Here is a 26,663-nt window from a genome sequence, read left to right on the forward strand (position 1 = left end):
ATTTTATAAATAGAAATTTAAGAGGTGAATATGAATAAACATAAAAAAGCGTACATATTATTCGCAGTATTTTTTTTAATTAATATATTGACTGCATGCGGTAGTGAAAAAAGTAATTATGATAGAGATAACAATAAATTATTTATTCACTATTTAGATGTAGGCCAAGGGGATAGTATGCTAATAGAACAAGGTAGCCATGCCATGCTAATTGATGCTGGAAAACCAGAATATGCTGAAAAGGTGAAGCAGTATATAAAAAATGAAAAAATAGAAAATTTGGATTATGTAATAGGAACTCACCCTCACGATGATCATATCGGAGGAATGAAAACTATAGTTAGGCAGTTTAATATAAATAAGGTTTTTATGCCTAAAATAACTGCAACTACAGATTCTTTTAAAGATATGATAGAGGCGATAAGAAATAAAAATAAAAAAATTAACGTGCCTAAGAGTGGAGAAAATTTTTATTTAGGTAAAGCAAGTGTTACAATATTAGCACCTAATAGCAGTTCTTATGACGATTTAAATAATTATTCTATAGTAATAAAAATGAAGTTTGGAAATAATTCATTTTTGTTTGAAGGGGATGCGGAAAAATTATCCGAAAATGAGATATTGAGCTCAGGGGAAGACATTTCTGCAGATGTTATAAAAATAGGACATCATGGAAGTTCGTCTTCTACATCTAAAGAATATTTAGAAAGGGTAAATCCAAAGTTTGCGGTAATAAGCTGTGGAAAAAATAATGATTATGGTCATCCGCATAAGGCTACTGTTGAAACTTTAAAGAATAAAAATATAGAGCTTTACAGGACGGATGAATGTGGAGATGTAGTATGCATTAGTGATGGAAATAAGATAAAATTTAATGTTAAACCTGGGGATTATCGATATGGTAAAGAAAAGAAATAGAAGGAGCTGCTGCATAACGCATAAAAGTTCAGAATAACATGAAAACCATGCATAAATAGATATGTAATTAGCCTATTATGCATGGTTTTAGTTATATTACATTAATTAATTTTGTTTTGCGATAGCTTCATTACTTCCAATATTCTTTGGCTTCTTTTTCTAATTTTGCAAGTCTTGTGTAATAATCTGGATACTCCATTAAATGTGCTAAGGCGATTTTCGCAGTTAGTATAGGATTGTCATCAGTAATATTAGTAATAGGATTTATTCTACCATGCTCTAATTCTGTATCTAAACCCATTCTAAATTGTTCTAGGTCAAATTTACTAGCATTAAAATCAATTCGTAAGGCCCTGGCTATTTCTCTAGCTTCTTCCGTGCTGAAGCTTCCTTTTGGTTTAATAGGCTTATCAGAAATAGATCTATTTAAATTAACAGAGTTTCGAGGAAAATCTGCAACTCTTTTTGAATTGCCTAGATTGATAGATAAAATGTAATCATATTTATCTGCATGCTTAAGTTCATCTGTAAGTATTTCAAATACCATATCCCGATAATATTCATTTGGAAGGCCTGCTCGTATATCCCTATATCTTTCTACAGCAGCTAATTCTCCAAACTTAGCCTTTTTTATCCCATCTAAATAGGTTTTTGGCTTTTCAAATTTAACATTTGAAGGAGAAGAAACTGGCTTTTTTGTATAAAATGAATAGATTTCTCTAAAGTATTTATTATGTTTTATTTCATCATCACGTATACTTTGAATAATATTTTTTTCTTCGGCTGTTGGAGCTATATTTAGAAGATAATCATAGAACAGCTCATCTTCTTTTTCGTCTTGAATAGATTCGAAAATTGATTTTATTGCACTATCAAAACTTTTATAGGTTTTTGACATGTGAGAAAAGTTTGGATTAAAATTTGGCATAAAAGATGGCAAGAAATCACTCATAAAAATCCTCCATAAGGTACTTACAGAATTATCTTATGGAAAATCCTTAGAAAATGATACTTCATTTATCTAAATCTCTTATAAAAGTGGAAATTTGTTTTTATATGCAATAATAATCTAAATAATTTTGAGTGTAATATTGGAGGCATAATCATACTACGCAAGTTAGAAGTGCTCAAAAATATTATTACGCCAGATAAAATAATACCAACACTTAAAATTTTATTTATCATAGGCAAAATTTTATTATTAAGATGCTTGTTTAAGTTTAAAGCTAAAAAGACTATTACAAACCACCATCCCATACTGGCTAAAAACACTCCTATAATTATAAGAAATTTACTTTCAAAACCCTTATCTAGCAGAGATATATTAGAGCCTGTAAAAACTGCTATAAAAGAGAAAATCGTAGCAGGATTAGCTAAAGCCAATATAAGCGTAGAAAAAAATATCTTTACTGATGATTTGGATGTAGAGTAATTTGAATTTTTTTTAGATGCTGCTGCTTGAGAATTAAACATATGTATACCAAAAAAAATCATTACAATTCCACCTATAAAATGTAAATAGAGGGTATTTGAAATTAGTAATCTATAGATTGTATCAATTCCTAGCAATGCAATAATTGCAAAAATTGTATCTGCTATGGCAGATCCGAGACCAGATATTAAACCAGACTTACGTCCATAATTTAAGGTGTTATCTAGGCATAAAGCTCCTATGGGGCCTAAAGGCATTCCGGTTATAAATCCTATTACAAATCCTTTAAATAAAAATCTAATCATGCATATCACTTCCAATGAATTTTACTGTAATAATATTATATTCCTTTGAAAAGGTTTTATCCAAAAATGTGTTGATAAAAAATGATATTTGTAGTATTTTATGTCTATAAAAAGATATATAAATACAGCGTAAGGAGAGAAGCATATATGAAACTGTTTTTTATTTCTGATATTCATGGATCAATATATTATTTGAAAAAAGCATTTGAATGCTTTAAGCAGGAAAGAGCTGATGGAATAATACTTCTTGGAGATTCTTTATATCATGGACCTAGAAATCCGCTGCCTAAAGAATATAATCCTAAAGAAGTTTCTGATTTGCTTAATGAGTACAAAGAAAATATAATTGCAGTGAGAGGAAATTGTGATAGTGAAGTAGACGCAGCGCTTTTAAATTATCCTATGATGAGCGATTATTCCTTTATACTTTTCGGTGAAAGAAGGGTTTTCTTAACACATGGACATTTATATAATCCAGATAAGCTGCCGGCATTAAAGCAGGGAGATATATTTGCTTATGGACATACTCATATTTATCAAGCTGAAAATGTAAATGGGATATTCTTGATAAATCCAGGCTCTGTATCACTACCTAAGGCTGGAAACACACATACATATGGTATATTAAGGGAAAGTTCCTTTGAAATAAAAGATTTAGAAGGAAAAGAAATAAAGAAATTACATATAGAATGAAAGAGGCTTAAAAAGCCTCTTTACTATTTTGAAGTTATAGTAATCCAAGCATCACTATATAATTTTCTAGCATCGCCTAAATCTGTGAATACCTCGCAGGTATCTAAAACAGATTTATCAGGATATGCAGATTTATCGGATTTTATTTCATCTCCCAATAAATCTAGGGTTGCTTTATTAGGTGTAGCGTAACCTACATAATCAACATTTTTCTTATTTACTTTAGCATCTAATAAGTAATTTATAAATTTTTCTGTCTCTGTTTTATGTTTGCTGCTTTTAGGAATTGCCCAAGCATCAAACCATAGATTTGAACCTTCTTTTGGTATTGCATAAGCAAATTTATTAGGATTTTCTTTTATTAATACCTCTGCGTCTCCAGAATACATTACGGCTATATGTTTCTCACCGCTTCTCATAGAATCTTTTACTTGGTCTCCTACATATACAGGGTTTATATCACTTTTTTGTTTAAGAAGTTCATCTGTAGCTTTTTTTATTTCATCAGTTTTAGTTGAGTTTAATGAATATCCTAGACGTTTTAAAGAGATTCCTATTGAATTTCTCATATCATCAGACATGAATATATCATTTTTGTATTTTTTATCCCAAAGTACATTCCAGCTGTCTATGGTGTTTTTTATGCTTGTTTTATCATAAAGAATTCCTATAGTTCCCCAAAGGTATGGAACTGTATATTTGTTTTGAGGATCATAGGAAAGTCCTTTGTACTTGTCATCTATATTTGAATAGTTTGGAAGCTTGGAAAAATCTATTTCCTGAAGCAATCCTTCTTTTATCATTCTATCTGCCATGTAATCTGAAGGACAGATTAAATCATAGCTGCTAGTATTTGATTTTATTTTTTCATACATTTCTTCGTTAGTAGCATAGGTTTCATAATTTACCTTTATTCCTGTCTGTTTAGTGAAATCTTTAAGTATGCTTTCGTCAATATATTCTCCCCAATTAAATACATTTATTGTCACAGTGGAGCTTTTGCTGCAGCCTGAAAAAAGAGCAAGAACAATAGCTGCTATAGCTATAAAAGAAACTAGTTTAGTAAATATTTTCATTAATTTACCTCCTTATTTTTTGTCAAAGATTTTTTATTTGCTAATATTAAAAGCAGGAATATAGTGATAAACATTAATGTAGACAAAGCGTTTATTGTAGGGCTTACACCTCTTCTTGCCATGGAAAAAATTTCTATGGATAAGTTTGTAACACCAGACCCTACATTGAAAAAACTTATTACAAAATCATCTATGGACATTGTAAAAGCGATAAGCAGTCCAGCTAAAATACCAGGCTTTATTTGAGGAAGTATCACTTTTATAAAAGTATACATTGGAGTAGCGCCTAAGTCATAGGAAGCTTTTATAATATCTTCGGGCATTTGCTTCAATTTTGGAAGAACAGATATTATTACATATGGAGTACAGAAAACAATGTGAGCTAAAATTAAAGTTGTGTATCCAAAGGTAACCTTGAAGAAAATAAATAAGGTCATAAGTGATATTGCTGTAACAATATCTGGATTTATAATTGGAAGGTAATTGATATTCAAAGTTACCTTCTTTAGCCAAGTATTCATGTTATTAATACCAATGGCACTTAATGTCCCTAAAATTGTAGATATCAGTGAAGCTACAATAGCTACTGTAACCGTATTAGAAAGAGCTTTTAATATTCTATCATCATTAAAAAGAGCACTATACCAATCAAGTGTAAAATGTCCCCATTTAGCAGAGCTTTTTTCCGAATTAAAAGAAAAAATGATAAGAAAAATTATAGGAGCATATAAAAAAATATAAATTAAGGCAAGATAAATTTTTTTAGATAAATTTTTTACCATATGCTGCTACCTCCTTCTTTTTCTTCCTTATCCATATATTTGGATAATATTGCCATAGAAATAAGTATTATCACCATCATTATAATAGATATTGCTGAGCCTAAATACCAATCCCCAACAGAAGTAAATTGCAATTCTATAAGGTTACCTATAAGTATAAATTGTCCTCCGCCCAATATATTTGAAATTACAAAGGTAGAAACTGCAGGCATAAATACCATAGTTATACCTGACATAACACCGGGTATGCTCAGAGGAAAAATGATTTTCTTAAAAACAATCCACTTATTAGCGCCCAAATCAGCAGCGGCTTTTATAACGTTAGAGTCTATTTTTATAAGGACAGTATAAATAGGTATTATCATAAAAGGCAGAAAGTTATAAATCATTCCAAGTATTACTGCCGTATCAGTATATAGAATATTCACGGCTGGAAGACCTAAAAATTTTAATAGTTCATTCAATGGACCATTTCTTCCTATTATATTCATCCAGGCATAAGTTCTTAAAAGAAAGTTCATCCACATTGGTATGACTAATAAAAGCATTAATATGTTCCTAGCTTTGGATTCCAACTTCGAAAGTATATAGCTTACAGGGTAGCCTATTATAAGGCAGAATATAGTGGAGATAATTGATAGTTTTAAGGAACTTATAAGAACATCTATATATCTTTTATCTACTAATTTTTTGTAGTTACTTAGTGTAAAACCCCCATTTGAAGTGGTGAAACTGAAGTATATAACCAAAAATATAGGAACAATTATGAATATTATGCTCCAAAGTATATATGGGTATTTGGTTAATGAAAATTTGTTTTTCATTCTATTCACTAACCTTTCTCATTATATGGATGTCTTCAGCATATATGTCCATACCTATAATTTCTCCAGGCTTTACATGACGAGTATTGTGAATAAGCCATTCAGTATCATTAACTTGAGTTACAATTTCATAATGAACTCCTTTAAATATTACGGAGATTACTTCACCTTTCAGCATGCCTTTTTCGGGCTCTATAATTTTTATATCTTCTGGTCTTATCACTACATCTATATTTTCGTTATCTAAAAATCCTTTATCAACGCATTTAAAAGCCTTATTTTCAAAGGTAACATTATAGTCAGAAGTCATAATACCGTCAAAAATATTACTTTCTCCTATAAACCTAGCTACAAATTTATTTTTAGGCTCATTATATACATCTTCCGGGGTACCTATTTGTTGAATTGTACCCTTGTCCATTACTACTATGGTATCAGACATAGTAAGAGCTTCTTCTTGATCGTGAGTTACAAATATAAAAGTTATCCCCAATTTTTTCTGAATTCTTTTAAGTTCTAACTGCATCTCTTTTCTTAGCTTTAAATCCAGAGCTCCTAGGGGTTCGTCCAAAAGAAGCACCTTAGGTTCATTTACTAATGCTCTTGCTATTGCAACTCTTTGCTGCTGACCTCCGCTTAAAGAATCTGTAGATCTCTTCTCAAAGCCTTCTAGATCTACTAGCTTAAGCATATGTTTTACTTTTTCGTCAATTTCATTCTGTGGAAGCTTTTTAATTCTTAGGCCAAAAGCTATGTTTTCATATACATTCATATGAGTGAAAAGGGCGTATTTTTGGAATACCGTATTTATTTGTCTTTTGTGAGGAGGAACATCATTTAATGTATTGCCGTCAAATATAACATTTCCGCCATCAACATTTTCAAATCCTGCAATTATATTTAGTGTAGTAGTTTTTCCACATCCACTAGGTCCAAGCAGAGTCAAAAATTCATTCCTTTTTATATGTAGATTTACATTATTAAGAACTACATTGTTTTGAAATTTTTTTGTTATATTACTAAGTTCAATTATTATATCCTGATGATTTTCACACATGCTAAACACCTCTTTCATAAAGTCTAAAAGGATGGAGGACTGCTAATCCATAATATTTTGGCCATAGAGGAACCGCTGTTTGATATATAGTGATTAACATTAGGCTTAAAGTAAAATCCTTCACCTTTTTTTACTTTGTACTTTTTATTCCCTAAATGGAGAAATATTGTTCCATTTAGAACATATCCAAATTCTTCTCCCTCGTGAGGATTATCCTCAACGGACTGCCCTCCTGAACCGAGAGTAACAAGTATTGGCTCCATTAAATTCTTTTGCGCATTTGAAACTAACCAAACTAACGAAAATTTCAACTTATCATTAGAGGTTTCAAACATATCATCTTCAGTAAAAACTACTTTTTCTTGACTATCTTCAATGAAAAATTCTGTTAAATTAGTTCCTAAAGCATGAAGTATATCATTTAAAGTAGCAATTGAGGGAGAAGTTAAATCTCTCTCAATCTGAGATATGAATCCTTTTGATAACTCACATCTGTTGGCGAGTTCTTCTTGAGTGAGCTGTTTTTCAACTCTTAGCATTTTAATTTTATTACCTATTTCCATGCTTCACCTTCTTAAAACAAAGTTATATAAAAATAATAGTAAAGCTATTGTAAACTTTAAGTTTAATTTTACTAATATATGTTATTGCTAAACTTTAAGTATAATAATACTAAACAAAGGTATTATACAAATATTGTTTATATAAATCAATATATAAATCAAAATTTTATTATATATAGAAATTTATCATAGCTGTGATAATATAGAGATAAGAATCAATTTAAACTCAAACGTAAAAGTAGGGTTTGAGTTTTTAAGAAAAGAGGTAAGGACTGTGCATAATTATTTAACTGAAGAAGTTATTAATAAGTTGCAGGAGGAAATTGAACACAGGAAAGTCGTGGTTAGAAGAAGAATAAATGATGATTTAAAAGAAGCCAGAGCTCAAGGAGATTTGAGCGAAAATTATGAATATAAAGCGGCGAAAAGAGATAGAGCTCAGAATGAAGGAAGAATAAGATATTTGGAAAGAATGATAAGAACAGCTAAAGTGGTAAATGATGATACATCTGAAGATGAAGTTGGCATAGGAAAAACAGTTGCTGTAAGTTTTATAAATGATGAGGAAGAAGAAAACTTCTTTATAGTAACAACTGTAGAGGCAGATCCATTAAATAATAAAATAAGCATAGAATCTCCTATTGGGAAGGCTATATATAGAAAACATATAGGTGAGATTGTTGAAGTAGAAGCACCAGAAGAAAAATATAAAATAAAAATAGAAAATATTTTTAGAACTGACGCAGAAGAGGAATGATTTATAAAATCTAAATAATTACAGAGAATGTTGACAAGTTTACTATGATTTGCTATTCTAATTTATAGCATAGTAAAAGACTCGGAATTAGTTAAAGGAAGTGGTTTAATGAAGCTGTCTACAAAAGGCAGATATGGAGTTAAAGCTATGGTTGATCTTGCAATTAATTATGGGGAAGCACCTATTTCAATAAAAAGTATATCTGAAAGACAAAATTTATCAGAGTACTATCTTGAACAATTATTTGCGCCGCTGAGAAAAGCGGGCTTAATTAATAGTATAAGAGGTGCACAGGGCGGATATGTACTAGCTAAACCACCTAAAGAGATAACTGTAGCAGACATAATATCTGTTTTGGAAGGACCTATAGAGATATCAGAATGTATCGACGGCATATCCTGTAGCAATGAGGATTATTGTGCTACTAGATTGCTTTGGGAAAAAATAAAAAATAGCATTGATAGTGTTATGAAAACAACTAGTTTAGAAGATATAGTTAATGATTATAATAGAATTAGTAAAAAATGCAGTCATGAAAGCAATTAAGGAAGGTGAAAGTAATGAACAAAACTATTTACATGGATTATGCAGCTACCACTTATACCAAACCAGAGGTGTTAAAGGAAATGTTACCTTATTTCAATGAGAATTTTGGTAACCCTTCTTCTATATACTCCTTGTCTAGGGTTACTAAAAAAGCTATCGATGAAAGCAGAGATAAGGTAGCAAAGGCGATAAATGCTGATTCTTCAGAAATATTTTTTACAGGTTCTGGTTCTGAAGCTGATAACTGGGCTTTAAAGGGAATAGCCTTTGCTAATAAAAATAAAGGAAATCACATAATTACAACAAAAATAGAACATCATGCTATACTTCATGCTTGTGAATTTTTAGAAAAACATGGATTTGAAGTTACTTATCTTCCTGTAGACCAGTATGGTTTTATAAAGATTGAAGATTTAAAGTCAGCCATAAAAGATACAACTATACTTGTATCAATAATGTTTGCTAACAATGAAATAGGAACTATACAAAACATAAAAGAAATAGGTAAATTATGTAGAGAAAATAAAGTATTTTTCCATACAGATGCAGTTCAAGCTATTGGAGCAGTAGAGATAGATGTTAAAGATATGAATATAGACTTATTATCAATGGCTGGACATAAATTTTATGGACCTAAAGGCGTCGGAGCTTTATACATAAGAAAAGGTGTTAGAGTAGACAATTTAATTCACGGCGGCGGACAGGAGAGAGCCAAAAGGGCAGGAACAGAAAATGTTGCCAGCATAGTTGGCATAGGAAAGGCTATAGAACTTGCCACTTCAGACATAAAAGCTAGAAATGAGAGACTGTCAGCCCTTAGAGATAAGCTCATCGATGGACTTTTAAAAACGCCATATACTAGACTTAATGGACCTAAGGGAGATAAAAGACTGGCTTCCAATGTAAATATATGTTTTGAATATATTGAAGGGGAATCAATACTTTTGTTATTAGATGATGCCGGGATATGTGCCTCCTCTGGAAGCGCTTGTACATCAGGAGCTTTAGACCCTTCACATGTGCTTTTGGCAATTGGATTGCCTCATGAGATAGCTCATGGCTCTCTTAGGTTGTCTATAGGAGATGGTACTACCGAAGAAGATGTAAACTATGTGCTTGAGGTAATTCCAGCAATAATAGAAAGATTGAGAGCAATGTCTCCATTATACGAAAATGTAAAGTAAATATAGAATTATTCACAGAATTTAAGGAGGAAAATTTATGTACAGCGAAAAGGTTATGGATCATTTTAGGAATCCGAGAAATGTAGGAGAAATAGACGATGCTAATGGTATCGGAGAAGTAGGAAATGCAAAATGTGGAGATATAATGAAAATCTACTTAAAAGTAGAAGATAATATAGTTAAAGATGTAAAATTTAAGACTTATGGCTGTGGATCTGCTATAGCATCTTCTAGTATGGCTACAGAATTAATTAAAGGAAAATCCTTAGAAGACGCATGGCAGCTTACTAACAAGGCTGTAGCAGAAGCTTTAGACGGACTTCCACCAATAAAGATGCATTGCTCAGTTTTGGCTGAAGAAGCTATACATAAAGCAATAAACGAATATAGAATATCTCAAGGCTTAGAAACTTGGGCTTACGAAGAACATGATGATATTCATGATCAAGTTCATGGAGAATAGAAAATATTTATTTAAAACCTGCTGAATTTTCAGTGGGTTTTTATTTTTGGCTATGTTTAATACTTAGGCATTATGCAAATAATATATTTGCTTTAAATATATGAATTTATGCGAGGATGTGCTGATTAGATATGTATAATGTTAAAAATTTTTATTTAAAATCCGTTGTAGATATAAATTCAAAATTTATAGGAAATATTAAGGATATATATTTAAACATAGGCTCAACAAGTGTTAATGGCTTTTCTATATTAAAAAGCTCAATTCTTAACAGAGAAGTACGAGTAGATGTAAAGGATATAATATATTACAATCATAAAATTGTAATTTCAAAGGTCACGGAGCAGGGCGGATTAAAATTTCAAGATATAAAAGGAATGAATGTTATTGATACTTGCGGCAGATCTATAGGCATATTAGAAAATATGATTTTCGACTTAAACTTTGATATTAAAGCTATCATAGTTTCACCTGGAATCGTAAGTAAACTATTTAAAGGTAAAAGAGTAATACCCATAAGCAAAATTATAATTGGAGAAAAAAATATATTATCTTTTGAAAAAGATAATGTAAGCTTAAGTAGTCTAATTCATAGTATTGGAAGTGTAGTTTGCCATGAGTAAAAGGATAAGTTATGTTATAGGAATTATAATTGTAATAATGTTGGTATATCTGCTAAGTAAAAATTTTATATTTGATGTTTTGATGCAAACCTTATTTATATCATTAGTAGTGGCATATTCATTAAAGCCTTTCCAAAATTTACTTATTCAAAAAGGGTTAACTAGAAAACTATCAGCAGCTATTTTAGTGGCTGGGCTATTTGCAATAATAATACTTATGATTATTTTCTTCGTTCCAGCATTTTTTAAAGAAGTAACTAATATCGGGAATTCACTTTATAAAGTAAGCTATATCTTAGATGATTTTTATAAAAAGTATAAAGGCTTTGCAGAGAATAGGTATGTAAATGAATTTGTCCAAATAGCTATATCTAAAGGAGAAGTTTTAATAAAAAAGTTTATAAACTCGATGATGAACGGAATTATAGAAAAGACTGGAGAACTATTTTCCTTTGCTGTAATACCTATCATGATTTATTATATATTAGCAGATGGAGATATATTGTCAAAAACTATAGTTAATTTTGTACCCGTTAGAAGCAGATCGGTATTTGTTAATTTATGCAGAGATATAAACAATATGTTATCAAAATACATAATAAGCCAGTTCTTTTTAAGCCTTATAGTAAGCACTTTAACATTTATTCTTTTAATTATACTGGGAGTAAATTATCCCTTAATACTTTCGATACTGAATGGGATATTCAATATAATACCATATTTTGGGCCTCTTTTTGGGGCTGTTCCAGCAGTTATTATAGCCTTTTTACAATCTCCTAAAACAGCAATAGTGACTATTATATTTTTAAATTTAATACAGCAGATAGAGGGAGATATTATATCGCCTAAACTTACAGGAGATATGGTAGATATGCACCCTTTATATATAATCGTACTTCTTATAGTTGGCGAAAGAATAGGTGGATTTGTAGGAATGGTATTAGCGGTACCTATAGCTGTGGCCATAAAAGTAATACTTGAAGATTTAGAAAACTATATGTATTGACATAAAAACTCTATTAAATTATAATAACATCTATAATAATTGAATATTTTAGCAATGATATGGATGAGTAAATATATTGATTCTTAAAGAGAGAAAGTGGCAGGTGAAAACTTTCAGATGAATATATTGAAGCTGCCATGGAGCTTTTATTTAAAATAAGCTGTAGAAAAATTTTTCTGCAATTAGGGTGGTACCACGGATACTTTCGTCCCTTTCGGATGAAGGTATTTTTTTATTTTATAACACAGAAAAACAAATTACTAATAACTATATTACATAGTAGCTGCAGGGAGGAAAATATATGAAAAATATGAGTTTAAACGAAATAAGAGAAGAATATCTTAAATTTTTTGAAAGCAAAGGTCATTTAAGATTACCAAGCTTTCCACTAGTTCCACAAAATGATAAAGGCTTATTGCTGATAAATGCTGGTATGGCACCTATGAAAGCATACTTTACTGGGCTTAAAAAACCGCCTAGAAGTAGAGTGACTACCTGTCAGAAGTGCATAAGAACTGGTGATATAGAAAATGTAGGCATAACTTCAAGACATGGTACTTTTTTTGAGATGTTAGGTAATTTCTCATTTGGAGACTACTTCAAAAAAGAAGTTATTCCATGGGCATGGGAGTTTATAACAGAGGTTCTGCAAATACCTAAAGAGAAATTATATGTTACTATATATATTGAAGATGATGAGGCTTTTGATATATGGACTGAGACTACTGATGTCGATCCTAAGAGAATATTTAGATTAGGAAAAGAAGATAATTTTTGGGAAATAGGACAAGGATCAGGTCCCTGCGGACCTTCCTCTGAAATACATTTTGACAGAGGAGAAGGTGCAGTAACAACTGTAGAAGAATTTGTAAAGTATGCAGATGAAGATAGAATAGTTGAATTTTGGAATTTAGTGTTTACTCAATTCGATAAAGATGAAAATGGGATTTATAATAAATTATCTCATCCTAATATAGATACAGGTATGGGACTTGAAAGAATAGCTACAATAATGCAGGGAACTAACTCCATATTTGAAATAGATACTATAAGAGCTATCTTAGATGAAGTATGCAAGGTTGCTTATGTAAATTACGGTGAGGACAAAAAGAATGATATATCCATAAGAATAATCACAGATCATGTAAGAAGTGTAACATTCATGATTTGCGATGGTGTACTTCCTTCAAATGAAGGCAGAGGGTATGTGTTAAGAAGACTTCTAAGAAGAGCAGCAAGACATGGAAAATTGCTTGGAATAGAAGGCACATTCCTTTACAATTTATGCGATATAGTTGTAGCAAATTCACAGGGTGCTTATCCTGAACTAAAAGAAAAGCTGGAATACATAAAGAGTATCGTTAAATTAGAAGAAGAAAGATTTAATGAAACAATAGATTCAGGAATAAATATTCTAAATGATTATATAAAGGAAATAGAGAGTAATAGCTCAAAAATTTTAAGTGGCTTGCATGCTTTTAAACTATATGATACTTATGGATTTCCATTAGAATTAACTCAAGAAATATTAGAGGAAAAAGGGGTTACAGTTGATTTAGAGGGATTCAATAAGGAAATGAATGACCAAAGAGCAAGAGCAAGAAAAGCAAGAGGAGAATTTAATTATATGGGAAGTGAAGAAGGAGTTTTGAATAAAATACCTTCTCAATATAATACGCAGTTCGATGGCTATGAATCCATAAAAGAAAATTCAAAGGTTATAATACTTATAAACGGTAATGAGTTTGCTGAAAAACTTGAAAAAGGCGATGTAGGAGTATTGCTTACAGAAAAAACTCCATTTTATGCTGAAATGGGAGGCCAGGTTGGAGATAAGGGGATAGCTTATTCTGATAATTTTAAAGCAATAGTAACTGATTGCAAGAAAAATGTATCTGGTAAGACACTACACTTTGTAGAAATTCTAGAAGGAGAAGTGTGTATAGGAGAGGATATTACTCTTGAAGTAGATGCAGTAAGAAGAGCAAATATAAGAAAAAATCACACAGCAACTCATATGCTTCAAGCTGCTCTAAAAGCTGTGATTGGAGAGCATGTTCACCAATCAGGATCATTAGTGGATGATGAAAAACTTAGGTTTGACTTTGCTCATTTTACAGCAGTTAGCGAAGAAGAACTTTCAAAGGTAGAGCAGCTTGTAAATGAGAATATCATGAAGGCAATTAATGTTGTTACAGAAGAGATGAGCATATCTGATGCGAAGGGAAAAGGTGCTACAGCATTATTTGATGAAAAATATGGCGATGTGGTAAGGGTAGTTTCCGTAGGAGAATTCAGTATGGAGCTATGCGGTGGTACGCATGTATTTAATTCTGGTGAAATTGGAATGTTTAAGATAGTTTCAGAAAGTGGAGTAGCAGCAGGCGTAAGAAGAATAGAGGCTATTACAGGCTTTAACGTTCTTGCAAGCCTTAACGAGAAAATTAAAGAAATTAAGGAGATTTCTTCTTTGCTCAAAACAACTCCTAAGGATGTAATAAATAAGATAAATATTAATTTAAAGGAATTGAAAGAAAAAGAAAAAGAAATAATTCAGCTTAAGAAGGAAAAAAGTAAAGCAGCCGAAGCTGAAATTATAGGTAATGTGAAGGAAATAAAAGGCATTAAGTATATAAGCACTGTCATAGATAATTTAGATCCAAATTCTCTAAGGGAGATGGGCGATAGGCTAAAGGATAATATAAAAGAAGGAATAGTTGTATTAGGTAGTGAATTTGAAGGAAAGGTTTCGATAGTTGCTATGGCTACTAAAGATGCTGTTTCTAAAGGAGTTCATTGCGGAAAACTTATAAAAGAGATATCCGCAATAGCTGGAGGAAGCGGTGGAGGAAGACCGGATATGGCTCAAGCTGGCTGTAAGGACGCAGAAAAATTGATAGATGCTATTAACTATGTTGAGAAAGTCTTGGAAAGTTCCGTAAAATAAATGTATACTTTTATTAAAAATTAGATTATAATATAATTAATAGATAAATGGCATGATTACATTATAAATATTGATGGAAATAAAACAATATTTATAAGCTGATTTATTAGATGTGATTATATGCTAATATGCGATGATATGTACATTGATACAATGCTTATATAATATGACCTTAGCTAAAATATAATAGCAAGGGGGTGTAGACTGTAGAATATAATATTTTCTACAGAAACATTATGGATAATAAACAAAATACTATGCAATTTAATTTAATAAGCGATAAAAGGGATTTAACGAAGGCTATACTAACGCAAGTATATGATTCACTAAAGGAAAAAGGATACAATCCAGTGAATCAGCTAGTAGGATATCTAATCTCAGGAGATCCTACATATATTACGAATTATAATGGTGCAAGAGCTTTGGTTCGTAAACTTGAAAGAGATGAGATTCTAGAAGAAGTATTAAAATCTTATTTAGGTATAAAATAAGAATGCCCTTTACGGGCATTTTTATTTTCCGGTGATATTTTAAATTTAAGTTAAATTATTATTTATGCATTATCAAAGATAATTTATAACTATTATTTTTGAAAAATTCACTTTTTACATAAGAAATATAGATTTAAATTTTGCAAAGCTGCCTGATTTCAGCTTAATAAGAAATGGAGAGGTTTTATGCGTATACTTGGACTTGATGTTGGTGAAAAAACTATAGGAGTTGCAATAAGTGATCCTTTAGGAATAACCGCTCAAGGAATAACAACGATAAAGAGAAAAGGTGTGAAAGCTGATATTAATGAAATCGGAAAATACGTAAGTGAGTATGGGTGCAGCAAGATAGTAGTTGGATTACCTAAAAATATGAACGGATCTATAGGTCCTTCTGGAGAGAGGATTATTAATTTTTCGGAAAAAATTAAATTTGAGTTAAATATAGAAATTGAAATGTGGGATGAAAGATTAACTACAGTAGCGGCTCATAGAGTTATGTTAGAGGGAGATCTTTCTAGAAGCAAAAGAAAAAAGATAGTGGATAAATTAGCTGCAATGTACATATTACAAGGATATCTAGACAAACTACAATTTAGTAGTAAAAATAACGTTGCTAATAATGAAAGCGAGTAAAGCTTGCTTATTAAGATAAATTAGGAGGCGATAATTTGGAAAATGAATTTGAATCAATAGTTTTAAAAGATGAAGATGGCGTAGAGAATGAATTTGATGTGATTGCTAAATTTGACATTGAAGACAAAGAATATGTAATATTAGCTCCAGTTGATGGAGAAGATGATGAAGCGGTGGCCTTTCGTATGGAAAAAGGTGAAAATGACGAATATACATTTTCAGTCATTGAGGACGATGCGGAATTTGAGATGGTTAATGAAGCATATTATACTCTTTTTCAGGATGAAGAAGAGTAATACTTATAATTTTTAGAAGAGGTTAAATATATGAATAAGCATGCTGATGAAGTAAATAAATTAAAAGATGTCTTAAAGGAAAAAGGCTATAAGCTTACTCCTCAAAGAAGAGCTATAGTTGATATGATTGTCAGCAGTGAAGGGAAACATTTAACGGCAGAAGAGATTTATGATCTCGTTAAAGTAGAATGTCCAGAAATAGGTCTTGCTACAGTTTATAGAACTATAGTTTTGCTTGAAGAGATGGGCGTAATAAGTAGATTAGATTTAGGAGATAATTGCAGCAGGTATGAATTGGTGCATGAGGAAGAAAATCACCAACATCATCATTTAATATGTACTGTTTGCAATAAGGTTATAGAAGTTGAGGGAGACTTGTTGGAGTCTTTGGAAGAAAATATTGAAGAAAAATATAAATTTAAAATAAAAAATCACAGTGTTAAATTCTACGGAATTTGCAGTGAGTGCGCAAAGAAAGAATGATATAAGGAGGATGATTGAATGAGGAGGGAGAAAGATAAAATAAAAATAATTCCCCTCGGAGGATTAAATGAGATAGGAAAAAATCTTACTGTTATCGAGTATAAAGATGAGATAATAGTAATTGATTGTGGATTGAAGTTTCCTGATGAGGAAATGTTCGGAGTTGATCTTGTTATTCCAGACGTGAGTTATTTAACAAAAAATATTGAAAAGGTGAAGGGTATATTTTTAACCCACGCCCATGAAGACCATATAGGAGCTCTTCCATATGTTCTTAAACAAGTGAATGTGCCTGTATATGGTACTAAGCTTACATTAGGCATAGTGGAAATTAAACTAAAGGAACATGGCCTTTTGAGTACTACTGAATTAGTAAGAATCAAGCCTAAAGATATAGTTAAACTCGATAATATGGCTATAGAGTTCATTAAGACTAACCACAGCATAGCTGATTCAGTGGCTATTGCAGTACACACACCATCTGGTGTTATACTTCACACAGGAGATTTTAAAATTGATTACACTCCTATTGATGGAGAAGTCGCTGATTTAGCAAGGTTTGCGGAGCTTGGTAAAAAGGGAGTATTGGCTATGCTAGCAGATAGCACCAATGTGGAAAGACCCGGATATACCATGTCTGAAAGTACAGTTGGAGAAACCTTTGACAGACTTTTAGCTAATGCAACGGGCAGAGTAATAGTAGCTACATTTGCTTCAAATATTCATAGAATTCAACAGATAATGACTGCTAGTGCAAAGTATGGAAGAAAAGTGGCTGTTTCTGGTAGAAGCATGGAGAATATAGTTGCCGTGGCTATGGAATTGGGATATATAGAAGTCGGTAAAGATGACTTCATAAGTATAGACTCAATAAATAAATATCCGCCAGAAAAAATAACCATAATCACTACTGGAAGTCAAGGAGAAGCTATGTCGGCTCTTTCTAGAATGGCTAGTAATGAACATAAAAAAGTTAATATAATTGAAGGTGACATGGTTATAATATCTGCCAGCCCAATTCCTGGAAATGAAAAATTTATTTCTAGGGTTATAAATCTTTTATTTAAAAAGGGCGCAAATGTTATATATGAAGCATTAGCTGATGTACATGTATCTGGCCATGCTTGTCAAGAGGAATTGAAACTCATGCATGCACTTGTTAAGCCTAGATTTTTTATTCCAGTGCATGGGGAATATAGACATTTAAAGCAGCATGGTGAACTTGCTGTAAAGCTTGGAATGAATAGAAATAATATTATATTAGCTGATAATGGCGATGTTATTGAAGTGAGCAGAGAAGGCATTAAAAAGAGTTCTACTGTTGCTTCTGGTCATGTATTTGTAGATGGTCTTGGAATAGGAGATGTTGGTAATATAGTATTAAGAGACAGAAAGCATCTATCTCAAGACGGAATACTTACCGTTGTTGTCACTATTGAAAAAGAATCAGGTAATGTTATAGCAGGACCAGACATAATATCCAGAGGATTCGTTTATGTAAGAGAATCCGAAGATTTAATGGAAGAAGCTAGAGTAATTGTAAAAGATGCACTTAAAGAATGTGAAGAAAAGCATATAACTGATTGGGCTACCATAAAGAGTACAATAAAGGATGCTTTAAGAAACTTCTTATATGAAAAAACTAAACGAAAACCTATGATTCTACCGATAATAATGGAAATATAATGTTTTATATTACCGAATATTATCAAATAAAGTTTTAAAAAGTTGACAAGAGTATTGTCTAGCATTAGAATAATTATGGTTAAGCTAAAATTGGATACTTCGTATCCAATTTTATTTTAACAAAAAACAAATTCCATTTGGAGGTTTATATGAATAGATACGTAAGAGAAGATATAAGGAATATAGCTATAATTGCCCACGTAGATCATGGTAAGACTACATTGGTAGATGCATTGCTTAAACAAAGTAATGTGTTTAGAAGCAATGAGAAAGTAGCAGAAAGGGTAATGGATTCAAATGATCTTGAAAGAGAAAGAGGAATAACTATCCTTTCTAAAAATACTGCAGTTAACTATGATGGCATTAAGATAAATATAGTTGATACCCCTGGACATGCTGATTTTGGCGGAGAGGTTGAAAGAGTACTCAAGCTTGTAGATAGTGTACTTTTAGTAGTTGATGCTTATGAAGGAACTATGCCTCAGACTAAATTTGTTCTTAAAAAGGCTTTGGAACTTGGATTAAAACCAATAGTTGTAATTAACAAAATAGACAGACCTGATGCAAGACCTCAGGAAGTAATTGACGAAGTTTTAGATTTATTTATTGAACTTGGTGCAGATGATGATCAATTAGATTTTCCTGTTATATATGCATCTGCAAGAGAAGGATATGCTAAAGATGAATTGGCACAGGAAAGTGAAACAATGGAACCTTTATTTAGATGTATAATAAACCATGTACAGCCACCAGAAGGTGACATCGATGGACCTCTTCAAATGCTTATAACTACTATAGATTCTAATGAATATGTAGGAAGAATAGGAATAGGAAGAATAGAGAGAGGAACTATAAAGAAAAATCAAAATGCTGTACTCATCCAAAGGGATGGAACAAAAAATAATGTAAAAGTAGCTAATTTGTATGTTTATAATGGTTTAAAAAGAGTAGATGTAACCGAGGCTTCTTTAGGCGATATCGTAGCAGTAAGCGGTATAGGAGATGTAAATATAGGAGAAACATTAGCTGACTCTTCAAATCCAGAAGCATTACCATTTGTTGATATAGATGAACCTACATTAAACATGAACTTTATGGTTAATGACTCTCCTTTTGCAGGACAAGAAGGCGAATTTGTTACTTCAAGACATTTAAGAGACAGATTATTAAAGGAACTTGAAACCAATGTAAGCTTAAGAGTAGAAGAACTATCACCAGATTGCTTCAAAGTAAGTGGAAGAGGTGAACTTCATCTTTCTGTACTTATTGAAACTATGAGAAGAGAAGGCTATGAAATTCAAGTTTCGAAACCTAGTGTTATCTTTAAAGAAGAGAACGGCAAGAAAATGGAGCCTATGGAATACCTTACTATAGACGTTCCAGAAGAATTTGTTGGAGCTGTAATTCAGAAGCTAGGACCTAGAAAAGGCGAAATGGTTAATATGACTTCTGCTATAAACGGATATACAAGAATAGAATTTATAATTCCAGCAAGAGGTATTATTGGATTCAGAAGCGAATTTATGACTGATACTAAAGGTAATGGAATAATGAATCATGTTTTTGAAGGTTACGATGAATATAAAGGTGAGATAAGCCAGAGAACTAGAGGCTCACTAGTAGTATTTGAATCAGGAGAAGCTATAACTTACGGGCTTTTCAACGCTCAAGAGAGAGGAACTCTGTTTATAGGACCAGGAACTCCTGTTTATGCAGGAATGATCGCAGGAGAGTGTTCAAGAGCTGACGATATAGAAGTTAATGTATGCAAGAAGAAGCATCTTTCTAATACACGTTCTTCAAGCGCTGATGAATCGTTAAGACTTGTACCTATTACAGAAATGTCACTAGAACAATGTCTAGAATTCATTGCAAATGATGAATTAGTAGAAGTAACTCCTAAGAATGTAAGAATGAGAAAAAGAATATTAAATGCTGATATGAGAAAGAAAGCAGCTAGAAAATAATCCTAGGGGCGGGGGGATAAAAATTGAAAAAGTTGCTTAGATGGATTGTATGCACTTGGTTAGTTTTAACAATTATTGTAGTGGCATCAATGGTTTATTACAAAGGCGTAATTAATCATCCATTAAAGATAAGTAAGCAGGAAAAATTCACTATAAAACAGGGACAAAGTGTTAGCAGTGTTATAGATGATTTGGCAGATAAAGGCAAAATAAAAAGTGCTTTATTATTAAAACTATATATAAAGACTAATAGCCAGAATATAGTATTAAATCCGGGTGATTTTGATATAAATCCTAATATGAATGTTGCAGCTTTAGTAAAATCTATGTCAAATAGCAAGGATCCTAATATGGTAAAAATAACAATCCCAGAAGGCTATACAGTGGAAAAGATCGCTGAGATACTAGATGAAAAAGGAATAATCAAAAAAAATGATTTTTTACAGAGCTGTAAAAGTTATGCCTTACCTTCTTATATAAGCAATAATCCTAATAAAAAATACGCTTTGGAAGGATATTTATTTCCTGCCACCTATGAATTTAAAAAGGGGTCCCTTGGTAAAAATGTAATAGATAAGATGATTGAAACATTTGAAGCAAATATGAAAGTTATTGCTAAAGAATGCAATGCTAATATAAGCGAATCTGATTATGAAAAATTGGTTACCATGGCATCCATAGTTGAAGGAGAAATAAAGGCTGATGATGAAAGACCAATAGCATCATCAGTATTTTACAACAGATTAAAAATTAATATGAAATTAGAGTCCTGTGCTACTGTAGAGTATGCTATAGGACAGCATAAAGATGTATTATCTGAAAGTGATTATAAATTCAATTCACCATTTAATACATATAAAGTATCAGGTCTTCCAGCAGGACCTATCTGCAGTCCAGGAAAAGCTTCTTTGATGGCTGCCATAAATCCCGCTGATACAAAGTATTTATATTTTGTATCCAAAAATGACGGTACCCATGAATTTAATGAAACCTTTGAAGCACACAATAAGGCTGTACAAAAATATCAGAGCAAGAATAAGTAGCTATAATGTGGAGGAATAAAAAATGAGCAACATTACCTATGATTATATGGAAGAATATATACAATCCTTAATCCCTGAACATGAAGGTCAATTAAAAGAATTAGAACAATATGCATTGGAAAATGCTGTTCCAATAATCCATAAGGAAGTTGCCAATTTTTTAAAATTCATGATAAATATGAAAAAACCCGTTAAGATATTGGAACTTGGAACGGCCATTGGATATTCCTCCATAATTATGTCTCTTTCTAGTAAAAATATAGAGAGAATTGATACTATAGAAAGAGATGAAAAGATGATAAAGCTGGCAGAAGAAAATATAAAAAAAGCAGATAAGCAAAATATAATTAACGTCATACAGGGAGATTGTATAGAGGTTCTAGAAAAACTTGAGGACAAATATGACTTGATTTTTATGGATGCAGGAAAAGGTCATTATAATCATTTTCTTCCAAATTGCTTAAGAGTTATGAAACATGATGGAATAATTATTGCGGACAATGCACTATATAAAGGTATGGTGGCATCAAAAGATTTAGTTATAAGAAGGAAAATAACTATAGTAAAAAGAATGAAACAATATTTAAATATGATAAGCAAGGATAATGATTTGATTACCTCAGTTATTCCAATGGGTGATGGCATTGCAATAACAAAAAGGAGAGAAAATTAATGAATAAACCAGAAATACTTGCACCAGCAGGTAATTTAGAAAAATTAAAAACTGCTATTGATTTTGGAGCAGATGCAGTATATTTAGGTGGAAACAAGCTTAATCTTAGAGCTTTTGCAGATAATTTTGACAATGAAGAACTAATAGAAGGCATAGAATATGCACATAGCAGAAACAAAAGGGTATATGTTACTTTAAATGTTTTTCCTCATAATGAAGATCTTGACGGACTTGAAGAATATCTTAAAGAACTTTATAGTTTAGGAGTAGATGCTATTATAGTTTCTGACCCTGGTATAATAATGACAGCTAGAGAGGTAGTTCCAGATTTAGAAATACATCTTAGCACTCAAGCTAATAATGTTAATTACAAATCTGCTATTTTTTGGCACAAACAAGGAGTAAAAAGAATCGTTTTAGCAAGAGAATTATCCATGCAGGAAGTGGTTGGAATAAGAGAAAAGCTTCCTGACAGCTGTGAGATAGAAGCTTTTGTTCATGGATCAATGTGTATGTCCTATTCGGGTAGATGTCTTCTTTCTAATTATTTAACAGGAAGAGATTCCAATAGAGGAGCATGTGCTCAACCTTGCAGATACAAGTATTACCTTATGGAAGAAAAGAGACCAGGAGAATATTTTAAGGTAATGGAAGATGATAAGGGCAGCTATATAATGAATTCCAAAGATCTTTGCATGATAGAATATATACCTGAATTAGTGAAAGCAGGTATTACATCCTTTAAAATAGAAGGAAGAATGAAAAGTTCATTTTATGTAGCTGTAGTTACTAAAGCTTACAGAGAAGCTATAGATGCTTATTTTGAAGAAAAAGAAAATTATGAATTTAAAGAAAGATGGCTTCAAGATTTAGATAAAGTTAGTCATAGACAATATTATACTGGATTTTATTTTGGGGATCCTAATAAGCAAACTTATGAATCCTCATCTTATATAAGGAATTATGATATAGTTGGTGTGGTTAAAAGCTATGACGCTGATAAAAAAGAAGCTGTTATCGAGCAGAGAAACAAGGTTTTTGAAGGAGATGCAGCAGAAGTATTAAGAGCTAAAGGAGAAGACTTTCAAATTAGGTTAAAAAATATAAGAAGTATTGATGATAAAAAATTAGATTCCACTCCTGTGGCTCAAATGCTATATAAGATAGATTGTGATAAAACTTTGCAAGAAAAAGATTTTATTATTATGAAAAAATAAATTAAAGAATAAAACACCTATATTTTGTCTAGAATCTAGATGAAATGAGGTGTTTTTTTGTTTTTTTCTATTTCTAAAAAAAGACTAAGTTTAGTCTTAGCTATAATATACTTAATTACATTATTATTGGTGGGAAGGCTAACTTATATAATGACTGCTCAAAGTGATGAATTGAGCGTAATGACTAATAATCAATATACAGTATATGAACCTACTACTGATGCAAAATTTATACTTCAAGATTCAAAAGGAAAAGATATATTGAGTTACAATACTGAATATTATTTTGTATTGGATTTATCTTCTTTCATGAAAAATAATAGAAATACTGATTTACGCGATTATAATACTTTAGTATATATATTAAGGAATTATAATCAAGACTATGATTTAGCCAATATAAGCAAAGACATGATGGGAAAAAAATTATATTATGAAATTGACGAAGATACTTATAATAAAATAGCTAAAATAAAGGATATAAAGGGAATATATTGTTTTAAAAAAGAAGTGGTGGATATAAGTAAACCTTGGAGATATGAGAATATGTTAATAAATCCTTTAACTGCAGATAATAAAGCTAAAGATAAAAATTCTTTAGAAGGTTTTATTGCTGGTAAGGTTAAAAATAATGAATACCCAAAAATAGCTTTTGATAGAGATAACAATGGCATTATTTCTGAAAAGGGTGTAGTTAGGCCTAGTAAAAATGTGAATGTAAGGTTAACTACAGATAGCACATTGGAGGATGATATTAGAAACATTCTTCATGAGAATAAATATAGTAAGTATGATCAAATAGGTGTAGCTGTTATGGAATCTGATACTGGTAAAATTGTAGCTATGGCTCAAAGAGATGATTGGAAACCAAATATATTGCTTTGTTCAGCCACGGAAAATGGATATGAACCAGGTTCTATTTTTAAAACTATTGTGGCAGAGGCAGCCTTAACAAAAGATAAAAATTATGCCAATGAGGAGGTTACCTGCAAAGAAACTGGAGAGGATCATGGTACTGTTAATATGAAAGAGGCCTATGAAGTTTCTTGCAATACTTTCTTCTCAAAACTAGGAAATGATATAGGGTTTAAAAATATTTTTGAAATGGCTAAATCAGAAGGCCTTTTAAATAAAGTTTTGGGATTTAATGGAGTAAATGAAGTAACTGGAGATATAGTAGCCTCAAAAAGCTTGGATTTGAACAATCTTCTGGGAGATGAAATAGCCAACATGAAAAACGTAAAACAAGCGGACGGTACAGAAGCTATGTTAGGTATAGGGCAAAGCGTTAGAATAACTCCGATTCAAGCTTTAAATATAGTTAATACTGTTGTAAATAGCGGAGTTTATGTAAAGCCATACTTGATTCAAGAATTATTTGATGATAAGAATAATACTATAGAGGCATATAATACAGACAGCAAGCAGGTCTTTGATAAAAGTGTAGCAGGCATTTTAAAAGAATATATGAGAAGTGTAGTAACAGGAAGCAAAGGAACTGGCAGGCAAGCTAATATTAATGAAACTGACTGTGGAGGTAAGACAGGTACAAATACTAGATATGAAGGAAATGTGAAGCATTCTGATGGATGGTTTATAGGATATTTTAATTGCAATGGAAAATATTACTCTATGGTAGTATTTGCCAAAGATATTGATGCGATTAAAGATGGAGGTGGAAGTACAGCGGCTCCCATATTTAAAGAAATAGCTGAAAAGATGTTAGAAATGTATAAATAAGTACCAGCTATAATAATAGTAGTATAGCTGGTACTTTAATACCTACATTAAAATATTATAAATTTTTTTCATAGGATTCAACCATGTGCTTAACCATGTATCCACCTACAGAACCATTTTGTCTAGAAGTAAGATTTCCTTTGTCAACGCTATCGTAGTTTGTTAAACCTATTTCACTAGCAACTTCAGCCTTAAATTTTGATAGACCTTGTTTTGCTTCTGGAACTAATACTTTATTGCTACCACTATAATTGTTTGATGCCATATTAAATTCCTCCTTTAAAACTTAGTTTGTTTTATATTTGGGTTACGCTATTATTTTATCCTGTAAATAAAGTAATACTCTATTAAATTCAGGGCAATAGAGTGAAATAATGGAAAAAAATTTGAAGCTTTAGATATTGACTCTTATAAAATATATATGCAAATAGGAAACAAATTAGAGAGTGCGGAATAGAATATTAATAAGCACTAATAAGGGGAGCTTTATGTGTTGTTGGTGAATTATCTTTTGGATATGATAGGCAGTGTAACTTTCCTTACAGCATATATAACTAGCGGCAATTCATTCCCTCAACCTTTGGATGAAGAAGAAGAAAATTATTATTTGTGCAAATTAAAAGAAGGAGATGTTATTGCTAAAAGTGTATTAGTTGAAAGAAATTTAAGGTTAGTAGCTCATATTGTAAAAAAATATTCATATCCAGGAAAAGACATAGACGATTTAATATCTATAGGGACTGTGGGACTTATCAAAGCTATAGATTCCTTTGACAGTGGTAAAGGGACGAGACTTGCAACCTATGCTGCTAGATGCATAGAAAATGAAATTTTAATGCTTATAAGAAACAATAAAAAAATAAAAGGTGAAATCTATCTTCAAGATCCTATTGGAGTTGACAAGGAGGGAAATGAGATTTCCCTAATGGATGTCTTGAGTAGCGATGACGATTCTATCATAGAGATAGTTGAAAGCAAGATTCAAATAAAAAAATTGTATAGTAAGATAAATACTTGTTTAGCAGATAGGGAAAGAATAATAATAGAATCAAGATATGGACTTACAGATGGTAACTGCAAAACACAGAGAGAAATCGCTAAAGAACTTGGCATTTCAAGATCTTATGTTTCTAGAATTGAGAAAAGAGCTTTAAAAAAATTATATAAAGAGCTAAACGGAAAACTAAAAATATAAAAATAACTAACATTTAAGTTCCTCTTGTAATATAATATATAGGAGGAATTTATTTTATTT

At 31.3% G+C, this 26,663-nt stretch carries 28 protein-coding genes and 1 other annotated feature; of the genes, 20 read left to right on the top strand and 8 right to left on the bottom strand.

Annotated elements, in window-relative coordinates; all coding sequences use genetic code 11:
* Positions 1-30 precede the first annotated feature (30 nt).
* A complete protein-coding gene (locus IAI10_RS15735; RefSeq protein ID WP_315674247.1) occupies positions 31-918 on the top strand; it encodes an MBL fold metallo-hydrolase in 888 nt (295 codons plus the stop codon).
* A 130-nt stretch (positions 919-1,048) separates the two neighbouring features.
* On the opposite strand, the gene IAI10_RS15740 is transcribed toward IAI10_RS15735, so the two are convergent.
* On the bottom strand, positions 1,049-1,870 hold the full coding sequence (locus IAI10_RS15740; RefSeq protein WP_315674248.1) for a DUF5661 family protein: 822 nt from the start codon (positions 1,868-1,870) through the stop codon (positions 1,049-1,051).
* Positions 1,871-1,935: 65 nt separating this feature from the next.
* Positions 1,936-2,655, bottom strand: a complete 720-nt coding sequence (locus tag IAI10_RS15745) for a LysE family transporter (protein WP_315674249.1) — start codon at positions 2,653-2,655, stop codon at positions 1,936-1,938.
* A 147-nt stretch (positions 2,656-2,802) separates the two neighbouring features.
* Here IAI10_RS15745 and yfcE point away from each other — a divergent pair, with 147 nt between their 5' ends.
* Entirely contained in the window at positions 2,803-3,348 is a 546-nt protein-coding gene (gene yfcE, locus IAI10_RS15750; protein WP_315674250.1) for a phosphodiesterase, read from the top strand.
* A 23-nt stretch (positions 3,349-3,371) separates the two neighbouring features.
* Here the strand turns inward: yfcE and IAI10_RS15755 are convergent, their stop codons facing one another.
* The 5 genes from IAI10_RS15755 to IAI10_RS15775 are packed head-to-tail and all read right to left on the bottom strand — an operon-like array spanning position 3,372 to position 7,650.
* Entirely contained in the window at positions 3,372-4,424 is a 1,053-nt protein-coding gene (locus IAI10_RS15755) for a spermidine/putrescine ABC transporter substrate-binding protein (RefSeq protein ID WP_315674251.1), read from the bottom strand.
* Positions 4,424-5,206, bottom strand: coding sequence for an ABC transporter permease (locus IAI10_RS15760; RefSeq protein ID WP_315674252.1), 783 nt, complete (start codon positions 5,204-5,206; stop codon positions 4,424-4,426). The genes IAI10_RS15755 and IAI10_RS15760 overlap by 1 nt, the downstream gene beginning before the upstream one ends.
* Positions 5,200-6,030 carry an ABC transporter permease gene (locus IAI10_RS15765; RefSeq protein ID WP_315674322.1) on the bottom strand — a complete coding sequence of 277 codons (831 nt, stop codon included), beginning with the start codon at positions 6,028-6,030 and terminating at the stop codon, positions 5,200-5,202. Before IAI10_RS15765 ends, IAI10_RS15760 begins: the two co-directional genes overlap by 7 nt.
* 1 nt (position 6,031) lies before the next feature.
* Complete coding sequence (gene potA / locus IAI10_RS15770) at positions 6,032-7,087, bottom strand: spermidine/putrescine ABC transporter ATP-binding protein (RefSeq protein WP_315674253.1); 1,056 nt, start codon at positions 7,085-7,087, stop codon at positions 6,032-6,034.
* Between the two features lie 23 nt (positions 7,088-7,110).
* On the bottom strand, positions 7,111-7,650 hold the full coding sequence (locus IAI10_RS15775; RefSeq protein WP_315674254.1) for an XRE family transcriptional regulator: 540 nt from the start codon (positions 7,648-7,650) through the stop codon (positions 7,111-7,113).
* Positions 7,651-7,924: 274 nt separating this feature from the next.
* On the opposite strand from IAI10_RS15775, the gene greA reads away from it, so the two are divergent.
* From greA to IAI10_RS15860, 17 genes are all read left to right on the top strand, one after another.
* Positions 7,925-8,407, top strand: coding sequence for a transcription elongation factor GreA (gene greA / locus IAI10_RS15780; RefSeq protein ID WP_315674255.1), 483 nt, complete (start codon positions 7,925-7,927; stop codon positions 8,405-8,407).
* Positions 8,408-8,515: 108 nt separating this feature from the next.
* A complete protein-coding gene (locus tag IAI10_RS15785) occupies positions 8,516-8,953 on the top strand; it encodes an Rrf2 family transcriptional regulator (RefSeq protein ID WP_315674256.1) in 438 nt (145 codons plus the stop codon).
* A 14-nt stretch (positions 8,954-8,967) separates the two neighbouring features.
* Positions 8,968-10,137 (top strand): cysteine desulfurase NifS, encoded by a 1,170-nt coding sequence (nifS, locus tag IAI10_RS15790; RefSeq protein ID WP_315674257.1) that lies wholly within the window; start codon positions 8,968-8,970, stop codon positions 10,135-10,137.
* Between the two features lie 37 nt (positions 10,138-10,174).
* Entirely contained in the window at positions 10,175-10,600 is a 426-nt protein-coding gene (nifU, locus tag IAI10_RS15795; RefSeq protein ID WP_315674258.1) for a Fe-S cluster assembly scaffold protein NifU, read from the top strand.
* Between the two features lie 131 nt (positions 10,601-10,731).
* The gene (locus tag IAI10_RS15800; protein WP_315674259.1) at positions 10,732-11,223 is read left to right on the top strand and encodes a PRC-barrel domain-containing protein; all 492 of its coding nucleotides are present in this window, start codon (positions 10,732-10,734) and stop codon (positions 11,221-11,223) included.
* Positions 11,216-12,229: an AI-2E family transporter gene (locus tag IAI10_RS15805; protein ID WP_315674260.1), complete on the top strand. Its 1,014-nt coding sequence runs from the start codon at positions 11,216-11,218 to the stop codon at positions 12,227-12,229. Before IAI10_RS15800 ends, IAI10_RS15805 begins: the two co-directional genes overlap by 8 nt.
* A 45-nt stretch (positions 12,230-12,274) precedes the next feature.
* Positions 12,275-12,445: a binding site (T-box leader), on the top strand.
* 85 nt (positions 12,446-12,530) lie between these two features.
* Positions 12,531-15,176 carry an alanine--tRNA ligase gene (gene alaS, locus IAI10_RS15810; RefSeq protein ID WP_315674261.1) on the top strand — a complete coding sequence of 882 codons (2,646 nt, stop codon included), beginning with the start codon at positions 12,531-12,533 and terminating at the stop codon, positions 15,174-15,176.
* Between the two features lie 236 nt (positions 15,177-15,412).
* Positions 15,413-15,667, top strand: a complete 255-nt coding sequence (locus IAI10_RS15815; RefSeq protein WP_315674262.1) for an IreB family regulatory phosphoprotein — start codon at positions 15,413-15,415, stop codon at positions 15,665-15,667.
* 186 nt (positions 15,668-15,853) lie between these two features.
* A complete protein-coding gene (gene ruvX, locus IAI10_RS15820) occupies positions 15,854-16,303 on the top strand; it encodes a Holliday junction resolvase RuvX (RefSeq protein WP_315674263.1) in 450 nt (149 codons plus the stop codon).
* Positions 16,304-16,338: 35 nt separating this feature from the next.
* Complete coding sequence (locus IAI10_RS15825) at positions 16,339-16,599, top strand: DUF1292 domain-containing protein (RefSeq protein ID WP_315674264.1); 261 nt, start codon at positions 16,339-16,341, stop codon at positions 16,597-16,599.
* Between the two features lie 30 nt (positions 16,600-16,629).
* Positions 16,630-17,082 carry a Fur family transcriptional regulator gene (locus IAI10_RS15830; RefSeq protein WP_315674265.1) on the top strand — a complete coding sequence of 151 codons (453 nt, stop codon included), beginning with the start codon at positions 16,630-16,632 and terminating at the stop codon, positions 17,080-17,082.
* An 18-nt stretch (positions 17,083-17,100) separates the two neighbouring features.
* The gene (locus IAI10_RS15835) at positions 17,101-18,768 is read left to right on the top strand and encodes a ribonuclease J (RefSeq protein WP_315674266.1); all 1,668 of its coding nucleotides are present in this window, start codon (positions 17,101-17,103) and stop codon (positions 18,766-18,768) included.
* A gap of 149 nt (positions 18,769-18,917) precedes the next feature.
* Positions 18,918-20,735, top strand: a complete 1,818-nt coding sequence (gene typA / locus IAI10_RS15840; protein WP_315674267.1) for a translational GTPase TypA — start codon at positions 18,918-18,920, stop codon at positions 20,733-20,735.
* Between the two features lie 23 nt (positions 20,736-20,758).
* On the top strand, positions 20,759-21,778 hold the full coding sequence (gene mltG, locus IAI10_RS15845) for an endolytic transglycosylase MltG (protein WP_315674268.1): 1,020 nt from the start codon (positions 20,759-20,761) through the stop codon (positions 21,776-21,778).
* 22 nt (positions 21,779-21,800) lie between these two features.
* Positions 21,801-22,451, top strand: a complete 651-nt coding sequence (locus tag IAI10_RS15850) for an O-methyltransferase (RefSeq protein WP_315674269.1) — start codon at positions 21,801-21,803, stop codon at positions 22,449-22,451.
* Positions 22,451-23,668 carry a U32 family peptidase gene (locus IAI10_RS15855; protein WP_315674270.1) on the top strand — a complete coding sequence of 406 codons (1,218 nt, stop codon included), beginning with the start codon at positions 22,451-22,453 and terminating at the stop codon, positions 23,666-23,668. The genes IAI10_RS15850 and IAI10_RS15855 overlap by 1 nt, the downstream gene beginning before the upstream one ends.
* A gap of 57 nt (positions 23,669-23,725) precedes the next feature.
* On the top strand, positions 23,726-25,408 hold the full coding sequence (locus IAI10_RS15860) for a penicillin-binding transpeptidase domain-containing protein (RefSeq protein WP_315674271.1): 1,683 nt from the start codon (positions 23,726-23,728) through the stop codon (positions 25,406-25,408).
* A 55-nt stretch (positions 25,409-25,463) separates the two neighbouring features.
* Here IAI10_RS15860 and IAI10_RS15865 read toward each other — a convergent pair whose 3' ends face one another.
* Complete coding sequence (locus IAI10_RS15865; protein ID WP_315674272.1) at positions 25,464-25,673, bottom strand: alpha/beta-type small acid-soluble spore protein; 210 nt, start codon at positions 25,671-25,673, stop codon at positions 25,464-25,466.
* Between the two features lie 225 nt (positions 25,674-25,898).
* On the opposite strand from IAI10_RS15865, the gene sigK reads away from it, so the two are divergent.
* The gene (gene sigK, locus IAI10_RS15870) at positions 25,899-26,603 is read left to right on the top strand and encodes an RNA polymerase sporulation sigma factor SigK (protein WP_315674273.1); all 705 of its coding nucleotides are present in this window, start codon (positions 25,899-25,901) and stop codon (positions 26,601-26,603) included.
* Positions 26,604-26,663: the final 60 nt, after the last annotated feature.

Source organism: Clostridium sp. 19966, from assembly GCF_032335695.1.
GTDB lineage: Bacteria > Bacillota > Clostridia > Clostridiales > Clostridiaceae > JACTOJ01.